This is a genomic window from Pseudomonas kurunegalensis (assembly GCF_030291635.1).
Lineage (GTDB): Bacteria > Pseudomonadota > Gammaproteobacteria > Pseudomonadales > Pseudomonadaceae > Aquipseudomonas > Aquipseudomonas monteilii.
In genome coordinates this window covers 2,817,068-2,830,672 of the sequence record NZ_CP127871.1, presented here as the reverse complement: position 1 = coordinate 2,830,672, position 13,605 = coordinate 2,817,068, and the positions used below count along the sequence as shown (strand labels likewise).

Below are 13,605 nucleotides of genomic sequence, written 5' to 3'. Positions count from 1 at the left end.
CAGATCCCGCCGCCTATTAGTGAGTGGCATGATCTAGGCTGTTCGGAAATTTATTCTGTCTATTTACCGCTACAGAACTGGAGCTCTTCTCGATATCTCGAGCCCAAGCAAAGTATTTGAATCACCCGCCCATCAGGTAGTTTGTTGACCAACCTGGAGATGAGCGGGGTCTTGAGCTTTTACTTCTTGGCCGTAGCCCGCGAGTAAACAGAGCGTGGCTATATGGCCGACCATCACTTCTTGGACATAATTTCCTTGATTTCTTTTTCTTTGATTTTCATGGCCATCGCGACCAGGAACACCTTGAAGATGAAGCCGCAAATGAAGGCACTCAGCGTGATGGTGAAGAACATCGAGACCAGGAGGTCGACAGCCAGATAGCCACTGTTCAGCAGAACCGGCTTGTAGATCAGAACACCGGCGAACACGATCCAGTGACTCATGCAATAGAAGCAGTTGAAGAGGTAGCCGATCATGTGGCCCAGCTTCTGGCTCCAGGCTCGAACAGGGACGAACAGCTCGGTCATGGTGATGGTATAGGCGATGCTGCTGGCCGCTACTGCGATCACGAAGCAGGCCCAAAGGGCGCCCAAGGTTGGGTCGTTAGCAAATGTGCTCATGTCTATTCCTGGCTGGCGTATAGGTTGGATGATGAGGCAGTGATCGCTCCATGGACGGTCCACCTGTCCTGACCCACTGCAACAACGTTCAATTGATTGATTGAATGTTATGGCGATGATATCGTGCTGTCAATGAGCACACACACAGCCCCACATACCGCTGAGCGGTTCGCCCCCATTGCCGACGTCGCCAAGACGCTGGGCAACCCGCAGCGCCTGATGCTCCTTGAGCACCTGGCCCAGGGCGAGCACGCCGTTGAGAAACTGGCCGAGCTGTCTGGACTAACCATCGCCAATACTTCCCAGCATCTTCAGCACCTTCGTCGCGCTAACTTTGTCATCGCACGCCGTTCAGGTAAGCACATGCTGTATCGCTTGGGGGATGGTCCGCTGGCACAGGTGCTGGCAGCCCTCAAAAACTTTGTCGACTTTCAGCAAGAGCTCGTACGCCAAGTGGTTGCAGACAGCCGAGACCCTACCGTGCAGTTGGAAGGCGTATCGGTACAGGAGCTTCTCCGACGAATGGCAGACGGCTCCGTGATTCTGGTGGATGTCCGGCCCGACGCCGAGTTCTCCTCCGCGCATGTGCCCGGAGCAATCAGCATCCCAGTCCATGAACTGGCACAGCGGCTTGCGGACATTCCGGGCGACACCCCTGTGGTCGCCTACTGCCGCGATCCCTATTGCGTGCTTTCTGTTGAAGCCGTCGCGATTCTCAGGTCAAGTGGCCGCGATGCGAAGCGATTGGCTGGCGGTATTTCTGAGTGGATCGCTGCAGGGCAAAAGGTAGATGCTGCCCGGTGATCCCAAGGGCGTTGAGCGCCAACTTACAACTGGCACAGCCAACTCCTGAATACCCTATTGGCTATGGGCTAACATGCATTACCCCGGCGCCCCTATCAAAATATAACTTATAATGATGCCGCCGAGCATACCCTGTATCACGCAGAGTGATTTCTCTGAACTAATAACTTCTGCTAAATTTGTTTCCGGTGAAGAAATTTGGGATAGGCTTGGTCATGCACGCTCAAGCCTTGAAGAGCTCCGCTTCACCGACCTTTGGCACTATAGTTTTGCCGCCTTTTTAGGCGGCTTTTTTCTGGCCAAAGTAATCCCAATCTTCTTGATATCACCTTTAAAGCGAACGGGGCCTCTTAACGAGCGTTTGTTGAAGCTGTTGCAGAGCAGGTGCCAGTGACTGCGCAAGCGAAACAGCCATGGCGGTAGGCTCGATAGTTCTGCCGCTAAGTACGAACAGAGGATCATTGAACTGCCGCCGCAGCTTGCTCAAGCAATTGCTTACTGCAGGTTGAGTGACATTGAGCGCACGTGCCGCTCGCGACACACCTCGTTCGCGATACACGACCAAAAAAGTTATCAGGGCATTTAGGTCAAATCCCCTGAACACCTGCTCATCGAAATTCATTTGGCTTTCCTAGACAACGGCTTCGACCAGCGAGACCGTCGACGTACGTGACCTCACGTAAGCGCCGCCCAAGAACGGCGCCATGACCAGGTCAGTGGGCGGATTTTGCTGGTTCAGCTGCAGAGAGCGAGGTTGCATCCCAGCCGCCGCCGAGTGCCTGGATGAGCTTCACCGTCGCAATAGCCTGAGTGGCTTCGAGCTGGGTCTTTGAACGCCGACTCTGCAGAACTACACGCTCCGCATCCAGTGCATCCAAGTACGGGACTTCCCCTTCGGCATACTGCAGATTGGCGACCTCGGACGCTTTCATCGAGGCGTCTACTGCAATGTTCATGCGCTCTAGCTGTTGATCAACAATGCGTAGATCCGAGGCGACATCCTCGACTTCCTGGAACGCCTGCAGCACTGCTTGCCGATACGCGGCGACTTGCTCTTCATAAGCCCAACGCTCGTGCTTGAGCTTGGCAGAGCGTTGACCGCCGTCGAAGATCGGCAGGCTCATAATCGTGCCCCCGACCGGGCCGAGCAAGAATGTGCGACTGCTCCAGTTGAAGATCTCGTTGGGGTGCGAGGCTTCAAAACCACCAGTCAGTCCCAATTTGATCGATGGGAAGAACGCGGCCTTGGCGACACCGATGTCAGCATTGGCTGCCGCCATTTTCCGCTCCGCTGCAGCGATGTCAGGTCGACGCTCCAGCAACATGGACGGCATTCCCGTGGGGATGCGCACAGGCGTCATTACCAAGGGCGATGACGGCAGGCTGAAATCTGCCGGCACCTTGCCCAGCAGGATAGCCAGACGATGCTCTTCTGTTGCCCGGTCTTTGGCTAACGCCAGTGCGTCGGATTGCGTGGTGGCCAGCTCGGAGCGGGCCCGCGCAACATCCAGCACGCTGACATCACCGTTGGTGTGCCGCGCATCGGCGATGCCCACCGCACGTTCGCGGATTTCGATGGCGCGCTGAAAGACCACCAGCTCTGCATCCAGGCCGCGGAGTTTGAAGTAAGACGCGGCAACATCCGAAGTCAACGATAGCTGCACCCCACGCAGCAACGCTTCGCTGGCCTCCGTTCTCGCCTTGCTTCCATCAATTCCAGCCTGAACCCGGCCAAACAGGTCGGGCTCGTAACTGATCTCGCTTTTAAGGCCAAGCAGTGTCTTAGGAGCGATTGACGAGTCGGACGACACCTCTTTCGAGGCGGGAGACTCTCGCTCCCGCGAGGCTTCCCCATTCAGCGTGATTTTGGGGAACAGCTCGGACCTGGCGGCGGCTGTCAGCGCGCGCGCCTGCTTCAACCGTGCATAGGCAGCAACCAGGTTCTGGTTGCTTTCCAAGGCCTTCAGCTCAAGGTCGTTCAACTGAGGGTCTTCGAATACGAGCCACCAGTGGCCGCGTTCGAAGTGGTCCGACGGCTGCGCCACTTTCCAGGACTTGGCTTGAGCGGATTCCAGGGAAGGCTCCGACTCTTTGAACGCAGTCGGCGCTGACGCATCGGGTCGTTCATAGGTAGGCCCAACCGAACAACCAGGTAAGCTCAAAGCGATGGCTGCGGCGAGCAGCGATACCGACAAGCTTTTGCGCACAGAGGGAATGATCGAATTACTCATTGGGCGTGCTCCGGCATCGAGTGAATGGCCGCGATAGGCGCAGAGCCCACAGCAGCAAGCTTTCTCCCCGAAAGTTTGCGAAGCACCACGTAGAACACGGGGGTGAGAATCAGCCCGAAGAAGGTCACGCCGAGCATGCCGAAGAACACGGCAATACCCATCGCCTGGCGCATCTCGGAGCCGGCACCGGTGGAGAGAACAAGTGGGACCACACCCATGATGAAGGCGATTGAAGTCATCAGGATTGGGCGCAGCCGCAACTTGCTCGCCTCGATCGCTGCCTCCACGATGCTGCGGCCGCCGATCTCCAGCTCCCGCGCGAACTCCACGATGAGGATCGCGTTCTTCGCTGACAGTCCCACCAGCACGACAAGGCCGATCTGGGTGAAGATGTTGTTGTCCCCTCCGGTCAGCCAGACACCCAACAGCGCGGACAAGATACCCATGGGTACGATCATCAGGATGGCCAGAGGCAGGGTCAGGCTTTCGTACTGCGCGGCCAACACCAGGAACACCAGCAGCACGCTGATGGGGAACACCCAAAGCGCAGTGTTGCCAGCCAGGATCTGTTGATACGTCAGGTCAGTCCACTCGAAGTCGATGCCACGGGGGAACACCTCGGCGGCGATACGCTCCACTGCCGCCATGGCCTGGTCTGACGAGTAGCCAGGTGCGGCGCTGCCGTTGATGTCCGCTGCGACGAACCCGTTGTAGCGAACCACCGACTCCGGCCCATAGGTCGGCGACACGTTCACCAGCGTCGACAATGGGATCATTTTCCCGTCGGCGCTGCGCACGCTGAGTTGACCGATGCTGCTGGCATTCGCGCGGAACGGTGCATCAGCTTGAGCATGCACTTGGAAGACTCGACCCAGAGTGTTGAAGTCGTTGACGTAGAGCGATCCCAGGTAGATCTGCATGGTGTCGAACACATCACGGACAGGCACACCCAGTTGCTTGGCTTTCACGCGGTCCAGGTCAGCGTCGAGCTGCGGCACGTTGATCTGGTAGCTGGAGAACATCGGGCCGAGTTCCGGCGCCTTCGCCGCTCGCGCGATGAACTCCTTCGTCGCCTTGTCGAGTGCCTCATAACCGAGTGCGCCACGATCCTGGATCTGCAGCTTGAACCCACCCACGGTCCCGAGGCCAGAGACTGGCGGCGCTTCAAAGATGGCGATGTTGGCCCCTTTGATCGCCGAGAACTTGGCATTGAGCGACGCGGCAATTTCTTTGGCCGACAGCCCCTTCCCGCGCTGGGCAGAAGGCTTGAGCACCGGGAACACCAAGGCGTTGTTAGACGAGAGCATCAGGCCGTTCACAGACAGGCCAGCGAATGACGGCACATAGGCAACACCAGGCTCGGCAAGCGCGATATCACTGACCTGCTTGGTGATTTCATCCGTACGCGACAGTGAAGCACCGCTCGGCAATTGGATGATCGCGACGAGGAAGTCCTTGTCCTGATCGGGTACGAAGCCGCCCGGTACCGTTTTACCTAGGAACACTGTTGCTCCTATCAACGCAGCGAACACGGCCATGATCAGCGTTTTACGGCCCAGCACACCCTGAACGCCGCCGCCGTAGGCCAACGATCCACGGTGGAAGAGTCGATTGAAGCGATTGAAGAAACCACCCAGCAGCTTGTCGATCCAGCGGCTGACCAAGTCTTTGGGCGCACCGTGCTCACGGAGCAGCAAGGCGGCCAGCGCCGGCGAGAGGGTCAGGGAGTTGAAAGCTGAAATGACTGTCGAGATGGCGATGGTCATCGCGAACTGCTGGTAGAACTGCCCCGTCAGGCCGGGCATGAAAGCCAGCGGAACAAAGACCGCGACGAGGGTCAGTGCGATGGCAATGATCGGCCCGCTCACTTCCTCCATGGCCCGGTAAGTCGCCTCCCTGGGCGTCATGCCCATGGCAATATTCCGCTCCACGTTCTCCACCACCACGATGGCATCATCCACCACAATGCCGATGGCCAAAACCAGGCCGAACAGTGTCAGCGTGTTGATGGTGAAACCGAAGGCAAGCAGCAGAGCAAATGTGCCGACCACCGAGACCGGTACTGCCAGCAAGGGGATGATCGAAGCCCGCCAGGTCTGCAGGAACACGATCACGACCACTACCACCAGCAGAACCGCCTCGATCAGGGTGTGAATCACCGCATGGATACTGTCCCTGACGAACTGGGTCGGGTCATACCGAACGGCGTAGTCCACACCCTCGGGAAAGCTCTTGGACAACCGCTCCATCGTGGCGCGGATATCGTCTGAAAGCTGCAGCGCGTTGGCACCAGGTTGCTGGAAGATACTGATCTGCACGGCCGGCTTGCTGTCCAGCATGGCCTTCATGCCGAACTCGGCTGCGCCCAGTTCTACTCGGGCAACATCGGACAGTCGAGTCAGGGCGCCATCCGGATTGGTCTTGAGGATGATGTTGCGGAACTCTTCCTCAGTTTTCAGCCGGCCCTTGGCGTTGATGTTGAGCTGCAGCGGCACCTCGATCGGCATGGGCGACGAACCGACGATACCCGCTGCAACCTGGACGTTCTGATCTCTGATAGCGTTGATCACGTCCATTGCGGTCATGTCCTGGCGCGCCACCTTCTGTGGGTCTAGCCAGATGCGCATGGCGTAGTCGCCCGAGCCCCAGATCGCTACCTCGCCGACGCCAGGCAGGCGGGCGAGCTGATCCTTGAGGTTCAGCACTGCATAGTTCCTGAGGTACGTGAGGTCGTAGCGACCGTCGGGCGAGAGCAGGTTGATACCCAGGGTCTGGGTAGGCGTCGATTTCACGGTGGTTACGCCTTGGCGCTGCACGTCTTCCGGTAGCCGCGGAAGTGCCTGCGCTACGCGGTTCTGTACCAGCTGCTGCGCCTTGTCAGGATCGGTTCCGAGCTTGAACGTCACGATCACGCTCAGGTTGCCGTCACTGTTTGACTGCGACTGCATGTACAACATGTTCTCGACGCCGTTGATCTGCTCCTCCAACGGAGCAGCTACGGTCTCGGCAATCACCTTGGGGTTGGCGCCCGGCAACTGGGCTCGGACGACCACAGAAGGCGGGACCACCTCGGGATATTCCGAGGTCGGCAACAGTTTCAGTGCGATCAGCCCTGCGAGAAACACCAGGACGGACAGCACCCCGGCGAACACCGGCCTATCAATGAAGAACTTGGAAATATTCATTTTGAGTCATCTGCAGGAGGCTTGGGCGCTCAGTTCTGTGCGCTCGTGAGAGACAGGTCCGCCTTCTTGGCCTGCACTTTGTCGTTCGGCTGAACACGCTGGATACCGTTGACGATGATGTCTTCGCCGTCCTTGAGCCCTTCAAGCACGATGCGCTTACCCTCGTGCAGGTCCCCGACGGTTACCGGCCGGTACTGAACGCGCTGATCAGCGGAAACCACGAACACGAATTTCTTGTTCTGGTCGGTGCCGATTGCGGCGTCGTCCACGAGCACGGCCTGGGTATCCGAGGCACTGCCAATCCGCACCTTGGCGAACAGGCCTGGAACCAGCTCGCCCTCGTCGTTCTTGAGCTTCGCGCGTACCCGGATGGTGCCGGTCACCGCATCCATCTGGTTGTCGATGGAGAAGATTTCGCCCTTGTGCGGGTAGCCCTGTTCATCGGCCAGCGCGACTTCTACCGGCACACTGCGGGTGCCGATCTTGCGCAAGTTGCGCAGGTATACGCCCTCATCCACATTGAAGGCTGCGTAGATGGGGTTCACGGATACGATGGTGGTCAACTTGGTCGCGTTTGCACCGTTGTTCACGGCGTTGCCGACGGTCAGTTCGGCACGCGAGACCCGGCCGGTGATTGGGGCCACGATCTCGGTGTATCCCAAGTCAACTTGGGCAGCTTTCAATGCTGCTTGGGCCGCCATCAGCCTGGCCTGGGTTTCCCGTACCGCATTGCGTTTTTCATCGTAGGACTTCTTGGCCAGTGCGTCGGCGGCCAGCAGCCGCGAAGCACGATCAGCCTCTTCCTTGGCATAAAGCGCGTTGGTCTGCGCTGCCTCAACCTCTGCACGTGCCCGTTCCACAGCAGCGGCATAGGGGCGAGCATCCAGGGAGAACAATCGATCGCCCTTTTTCACGATCACCCCGTCGGTGAAGTGAATCGCTGTGATGGTGCCCGGGACCATTGGTCGGATGTCCACGCGATCAACCGCTTCCAGGCGGCCGGAGAACTCGTGCCACTGGTTGATGGTTTGTTGCTGAACCTGGGCGACTTCCACTTCCGTGCGTTGCTCTTGAGCCGCGGCCGCTGGTTCAGGCTGGGAAGGTCCCGCTGTGACAGCCGCGACACCGCCGGCTATGGCAAGCGCGGCGATAATCAGGGCGAGGTGCTTACGTGTGGGTTTCATGACAAAGCTGTAGACCTTTGCTTGGCATGGGATGCGCGGCTGGCCCGCGCCAACCGCTGTTCAAGCGGGTGCTGCGGGGCGGGCCGGCTGCGTATGCGCAGACCCAGTGCAAGCATCACCATGGACCGGAGGTAATTACCGAGGCGGTGCGCAGAGACCGTTGAGGGCGTACGCGGAAGGGCCTCATGACTTGTAGATCACTTGATCCACAAATATCCTAGCAATACCCTTCTTCACTGGTCAACGACTTGTGGAATGGTTAGTCTACAAGTCCCTTTCACCCATTTACGGAGACCGACGACGTGGCACGAACTGGACGTCCCCGGGAATTTGATCGCGCCGAAGCGGTGCATCAGGCCATGCTGCTGTTCTGGGCAAACGGCTACGAACCCACTTCTCTGGCCGATTTGCGCAAGGAACTGGGCGACCTCTCAGCCGCCAGCTTTTACAAAGCATTCGGCTCGAAGGATCAGCTGTTCGAGGAATGCCTCGAGCTGTACATGAGCACCTGTGGTGGTGTGGCGGAGGAGCTCGATGCTCCTGGTGTATCGCCGCGTGCCGCAATGCAGGCAATGCTGACGCGCGCGGTGCATTCACAGACCTCGATCGATCAGCCTACGGGTTGCATGGCCGTGCTCTCGGGAATGAACTGCGGGTCAGAAAACGATGCGGTAAACGTCGCCGTGGCCGATGCGCGCAATCGCACCCGACTGGCCATGGAGGAGTGTCTGGCGAGAGCGGTGGAGAACGGCGATATCGCAGACTCCCAGCGAGCCAGCAACCTTCTGGAACTCTACGACGTGGTCCTCAAGGGTATCGCCCTACAAGCCCGTGATGGGGTTTCCAGAGAAGCATTACTAGGCGCAGTCGACGCCTGTATGGCCGCATGGGACTGTGCAGGTGAAACCAAGCAACACGCCTGAGAGCGGATATGACTTTGGTAATGCTAGGCTCCGTACGAAAAGAGATGTCGCAAACTCCGCGTGGAGCAAGCCAGCGTGACCATGGCTGCGTAACTTTTCGCGAGCTTGTCGAAGCGTGTCACGATGCGGCGGCTCTCTTTCAGCCAGCCAAACATACGCTCAATGATGTTGCGCTGTCGGTACTTGGGTCGATCAAACAGTCTGGGCAGGCCTGGTTTGGGTTTGCGCTTCATTGAGCACAGCGGAATGACCTGCTGCATTCGGTATTGGTCGCAGTAGCGGCGTAGCGCTTCGGCGTCGTAGCCGTTGTCGGCAAGCAACCACTTGCAGCGTTTCCGCGGGCGTCCTCGTTGGCTCGACGGAATTGTTACTTCGTCCAACAATGGTTCCGCGTAGCTGATGTCGCTGGCTTGACTGCCAGATATGAGGAAGAGCAACGGTGTCCCGTTGGCGTCGCAGAGCATGTGGATTTTGGTTACAAGGTTCAACTCAGTGAGAGCTGTGCTGACACCAATGGTAGAGTAAATCTACCTGACAGTATCGATTTCAGCACCGTTAACCGCCAAGGGAAAATCCCCTTCGGCTAACGGTCTGATGCAGGGCATCACATAGCTTAGCGTGATGAATAATCCAGCCCACAGAGAATAGTTTAAGCACTGAACAAAGGCATATTCAGCTCATAGATTGAAATAGATCGAATTGAGAAAACAAGGACGGAACTCCGCCAGTATGAAGGAAACACACCGCATCGTCGGCAGGAAAGCAACCGCTTTTCGAAATAGCAGCAAAGCCCGCAAGCGTCTTGGCAGTATACACATATTCAGTAAGAATACCTTCAGTCCTCGCCAGCGTGATAAGTGCCAACTCTGCCTCTAATGTTGGGCGACCGTAGCCGGCACCCAAGTAGTCCATGTGATAATGGATAGGCAGATCTTCTACATTGGGCACTGCCAGTTGAGTCGATATTTTCAGATCGTCATAGATCCTCGCCACCCGGGCCGCTAGCTCTGCTTGTCCATATTCTACACTTACAAGGTGCACCGTAAATGGGTTACCCAACATCGCATTACCAAAAATAAAACCCGCTTCGGTCGGCCCCATGGAGCCGCTTAAAAACACGTGACGTAAGTTTACCGCATCGTCCTTTGCTTGTTGATAAAGTTCATGTGCACATACGGCATAACCTAACGCGCCGAGGATTGCATCACCAATAATATATGGATTGTAACCTGTGCAACGTAACTCATCCGCAGCATCCTTGACAGCTTTTGCGCGCTGATCCTCTGTGACGTTACCAAGGAATCGAACCTCCGCACCAAACAGCTTGTTCAGGAATGACTTGTGCTCTGACGTTTCATTGGCAACTGAGTTATGGAAAACAACACACCTGTATCCATACATCGCGGCGGCTGCAGCGGTCAAGCGGCAAAGGTTAGACATAGGCCCGCCCGCGACAAGAAGCACATCAGCACCTGACTGCTCAGCGGCACCAAGCCAGAACTCAAGACTGCGGAGCTTATTGCCTCCTAATGCGATCTCCATATGGTCATCACGCTTGATATACAAGCCTGGACGCCCGATCGCTTTTTCAAAACTCCTCAAACGACGAAAAGGTGTAGCGCTTTCAAGAATCAACTTTCGTGCAGCCTGGAAAGGCAGGGCTTGACCAGCCATAAAATCAACTCCACTTATAATTTTTTTAATTAATTTCCGCGAGACTCTCGGCGAACCTGCTCTATATAATTATAGATAGAATACTTCGAAACATTCAATCTTCCAGAAACTATTTCAACCGCACCCTTCACTCGAAAAACGTCCTTTTCTTCCAGGCGTCTCACTATATGAATGCGATACTCCTTCCCTGAAAGTCTCTCTTTAGCACCACCACCACCACTAAAAGCTTCTGCGATAATACTATCAACCAATCTGCCAATATCATCCTCAACTGGAGCCTCTGGCCGAGGCTGATCTTCGATGCCGCAATAACTTTGCAATACATCAATACTGGAGATCAGGTGTTCGATGCAAAAATCAATTTTCAACAACCCTAATTCTTGCCCACTTGATGTGTCACATATAGATGTCAGCGAGGAACTTAGCCGCCGACCATCGGGTGTAGCACCAGTGAACTGCATTCGGGCAGGTCGATTCCTGGTTACTTCCCGGAATTTATCCAGTAGCGCACCAGGGAGTCGGGCCCCTGGTGGCACATCCATCACCGTCCCTACCGAACTATGGAGCAAAGCCTCATCGTTAATGAGTTCATAAAATGAAGCCTGGCAGTTCGCCCCAAATTGAGCGACTAGCGTAGACATCAAGTTGATAACAGTCTCTAATCTTGGCTCACTCATTCTAGAGTTACCACCCCGACGCGTCGTTATTATTAACCATAAAAACCACCTTTTACCCTTTAAAGCGCAGCCCTCTCGTAGCCCTTCTCTCAAGGCGATCGACCACCATCAGCACAGGGAAGCAGAAACAGAAATAAAGAGCCCCAGCCAATGCGTAAATATATATTATCTCACTCGGGAATCTAACAATTTGAATCTCAGCCTGACGCAACAACTCAACAATGCCAACAACAGAAACAATAGACGTTGCCTTGATAAGTGCAACATACACACCACCCAGCGACGGAAGAATGAGCCCTAGCGTTTGCGGCAAAATAATCAACCGAAGGGTTCTGATCCGGTCAAAGCCAAGAGCAAAAGCGGCCTCCCACTGCCCGCGAGGAATAGACCGAATAGCACCACTAACAATTTCCGTCACGTAACTCGATGTGTAAACCCCAAGCCCAATTATTGCAGCCGTCCAGGAGTCAAACTGAAAGATCTTCCAACCCGTATTCGGAAGCAAGAAATAGATTATGTACAGCTGCACGAGAAATGGGGTTCCACGGAGAGCATGTAAATACCCACCAATGAGTGGTGTAGCGAATTTCACGTACTGGCCTCGCAGAACACCTAGACCAGTACCGAGAAGTGAACCCCACAAAATACCCATGAACGCGAGCTTAAGGGTTTGAACAAAACCAGATAATAATGCGGGCATCACACTGAAAAAAATAGCCAAGTAGTCACTCATCGTGCAGCTCTCCAGCCATGCCCTGCAAGCTTCCTCTCCACGTAGCGCGAGAAGAACACCATCATTAGGTAGAAGACAAAGAAAATCACAGCGACTGACAAAAACCCTTCGTTAGGACGAACCAAGTCACTGTTCAACAACATTCCAGCACTCACTATGTCAAAGACTGTGATGAGCGACAGGAGTGAGGAGTCTTTAATTAAAATGGCCGTCTGCCCAAGTAACGCGGGTATCACGTTTACAATCCCTTGGGGCACCACAACATAGCGGTATCGCTGCAGGGTAGTCATACCCAATGCGATAGCCCCCTCATTTTGCCCGCGAGGAACGGCCTGAAGACCAGATCGAATAATTTCAGACATGTACGCTGCTGTGTGTATCGTTAACGCAAGCGTCCCTAGCACTATTTCGGGGACCTTCGCAATGGACGGCAATAAAACTGGAAGCCCGAAATAAATAACGTAAATCTGAAGCAGCAACGGAGTTGAGCGAATTACTTGAACATACGTCTTCGCCGCAAATGTAAGTGGCCACCGCCCAGACATTTGCATCAAGGCGATAACGAAGCCAAAAACAAGAGACAGCACCAAACTGAGCCCAGCAGCAATCACCGTATTTTCTATACCAAGCAAAAACTGTTCTTGATACTGCAAGATGAATCTATAATTAAAAACACTCTGAACAGCACTTAGTACTTCTGACATTCCCGCACTCCCGGTGGAGGGCCAAATGCTCCGCAGGCTCTGGCTACTGCGGAGCAGGGGTGACTACATTATTTGTGGTCTTTTTCCCACTCTGTACTGGTCCACCAGTACTTAACCATATTGTCAAGTTTGCGGTCCGCAGTATGCAGCTCTATCCAGTTATCCATCCAGAATTTCAACATGATGTTCTCTTTACGCGTCGCGAACGCGAGAGGCTCGCGCGTAATGATTCCCTCAACCGGGCGGAGGTTATCGAAGCTGGCGGAGTAACTGGCCACATTAGCCGTGCTTGAGACGGCCCCGTCAATTCGACCTGATGCCACTGCCTGGGCAGATGCTGGCCCACTGGCGAACTCTTTCACCGTTGCTTCTGGCATGTAGTCACGGACTGTAGTAACAAAACTACCCCCTTGCGTTCCACCTATATTCAGCCCTTTAACATTCAACTCTTGCCACGTTTTAAAAGCGCTATCCTTCTTTACGAACGCTATTGTATCCTGATAGAAAAACGGGCGAGAAAAAAGCAATTGAGCCGTCCGCTGTGGGGTAGGAGTCATGTCGGCGGCTATAATATCGAATTTGTCAGCCAACAGTGCTGGAATCAAGCCTTTCCAATCATAATCCTGAAGAACAAGCTTCACATTCAAATCAGCTGCCATCATCTTTGCAATATCGATGGCCAGGCCGCTTCTTTCACCATTTTTATCGACAAAACTCACAGGCTCGCCTTGAGTTTGAACGCCAACGCGCAGCTCGCCGCGCTGTAAAATCCGATCCATTACATCGTCGGCACGCACAGACTGCACGCCAACCAGACTAGCAACAAAAAAACCACTTGCGGCAATCAAATTTATTATTTTTCTCATCGCA

General features: G+C 55.2%; 12 protein-coding genes and 1 pseudogene. 2 read left to right on the top strand and 11 right to left on the bottom strand.

Annotated elements, in window-relative coordinates; all coding sequences use genetic code 11:
* Window positions 1-233: 233 nt before the first annotated feature.
* Window positions 234-620, bottom strand: a complete 387-nt coding sequence (locus QQ992_RS12625) for a DUF1360 domain-containing protein (protein WP_286113654.1) — start codon at window positions 618-620, stop codon at window positions 234-236.
* A gap of 132 nt (window positions 621-752) precedes the next feature.
* Between QQ992_RS12625 and QQ992_RS12620 the strand changes: the two genes are divergently transcribed.
* Entirely contained in the window at window positions 753-1,424 is a 672-nt protein-coding gene (locus QQ992_RS12620; RefSeq protein WP_286113652.1) for an ArsR/SmtB family transcription factor, read from the top strand.
* A gap of 331 nt (window positions 1,425-1,755) precedes the next feature.
* Here the strand turns inward: QQ992_RS12620 and QQ992_RS12615 are convergent, their stop codons facing one another.
* The 4 genes from QQ992_RS12615 to QQ992_RS12600 form a co-directional block, all read right to left on the bottom strand.
* Window positions 1,756-2,046 (bottom strand): LysR family transcriptional regulator, encoded by a 291-nt coding sequence (locus tag QQ992_RS12615; RefSeq protein WP_286113651.1) that lies wholly within the window; start codon window positions 2,044-2,046, stop codon window positions 1,756-1,758.
* Between the two features lie 91 nt (window positions 2,047-2,137).
* A complete protein-coding gene (locus QQ992_RS12610) occupies window positions 2,138-3,655 on the bottom strand; it encodes an efflux transporter outer membrane subunit (protein WP_286113649.1) in 1,518 nt (505 codons plus the stop codon).
* Window positions 3,652-6,840, bottom strand: a complete 3,189-nt coding sequence (locus tag QQ992_RS12605; RefSeq protein WP_286113647.1) for an efflux RND transporter permease subunit — start codon at window positions 6,838-6,840, stop codon at window positions 3,652-3,654. Before QQ992_RS12605 ends, QQ992_RS12610 begins: the two co-directional genes overlap by 4 nt.
* 29 nt (window positions 6,841-6,869) lie before the next feature.
* Entirely contained in the window at window positions 6,870-8,024 is a 1,155-nt protein-coding gene (locus QQ992_RS12600) for an efflux RND transporter periplasmic adaptor subunit (protein WP_286113646.1), read from the bottom strand.
* 302 nt (window positions 8,025-8,326) lie between these two features.
* On the opposite strand from QQ992_RS12600, the gene QQ992_RS12595 reads away from it, so the two are divergent.
* Window positions 8,327-8,947, top strand: a complete 621-nt coding sequence (locus QQ992_RS12595; RefSeq protein ID WP_286113645.1) for a TetR/AcrR family transcriptional regulator — start codon at window positions 8,327-8,329, stop codon at window positions 8,945-8,947.
* 23 nt (window positions 8,948-8,970) lie between these two features.
* Here QQ992_RS12595 and QQ992_RS12590 read toward each other — a convergent pair.
* From QQ992_RS12590 to QQ992_RS12565, 6 genes and pseudogenes are all read right to left on the bottom strand, one after another.
* Window positions 8,971-9,429: pseudogene (locus QQ992_RS12590) on the bottom strand (IS5 family transposase); the annotation flags it as partial.
* Between the two features lie 190 nt (window positions 9,430-9,619).
* Complete coding sequence (locus QQ992_RS12585; RefSeq protein ID WP_286113644.1) at window positions 9,620-10,621, bottom strand: pyridoxal-phosphate dependent enzyme; 1,002 nt, start codon at window positions 10,619-10,621, stop codon at window positions 9,620-9,622.
* Between the two features lie 29 nt (window positions 10,622-10,650).
* Window positions 10,651-11,298 carry a helix-turn-helix domain-containing protein gene (locus QQ992_RS12580; RefSeq protein WP_286113643.1) on the bottom strand — a complete coding sequence of 216 codons (648 nt, stop codon included), beginning with the start codon at window positions 11,296-11,298 and terminating at the stop codon, window positions 10,651-10,653.
* 52 nt (window positions 11,299-11,350) lie between these two features.
* Window positions 11,351-12,031 carry an amino acid ABC transporter permease gene (locus QQ992_RS12575; RefSeq protein WP_286113642.1) on the bottom strand — a complete coding sequence of 227 codons (681 nt, stop codon included), beginning with the start codon at window positions 12,029-12,031 and terminating at the stop codon, window positions 11,351-11,353.
* Window positions 12,028-12,735 carry an amino acid ABC transporter permease gene (locus QQ992_RS12570; RefSeq protein WP_286113641.1) on the bottom strand — a complete coding sequence of 236 codons (708 nt, stop codon included), beginning with the start codon at window positions 12,733-12,735 and terminating at the stop codon, window positions 12,028-12,030. Before QQ992_RS12570 ends, QQ992_RS12575 begins: the two co-directional genes overlap by 4 nt.
* Before the next feature lie 68 nt (window positions 12,736-12,803).
* Window positions 12,804-13,601, bottom strand: coding sequence for a transporter substrate-binding domain-containing protein (locus QQ992_RS12565; RefSeq protein ID WP_286113640.1), 798 nt, complete (start codon window positions 13,599-13,601; stop codon window positions 12,804-12,806).
* Window positions 13,602-13,605 lie beyond the last annotated feature (4 nt).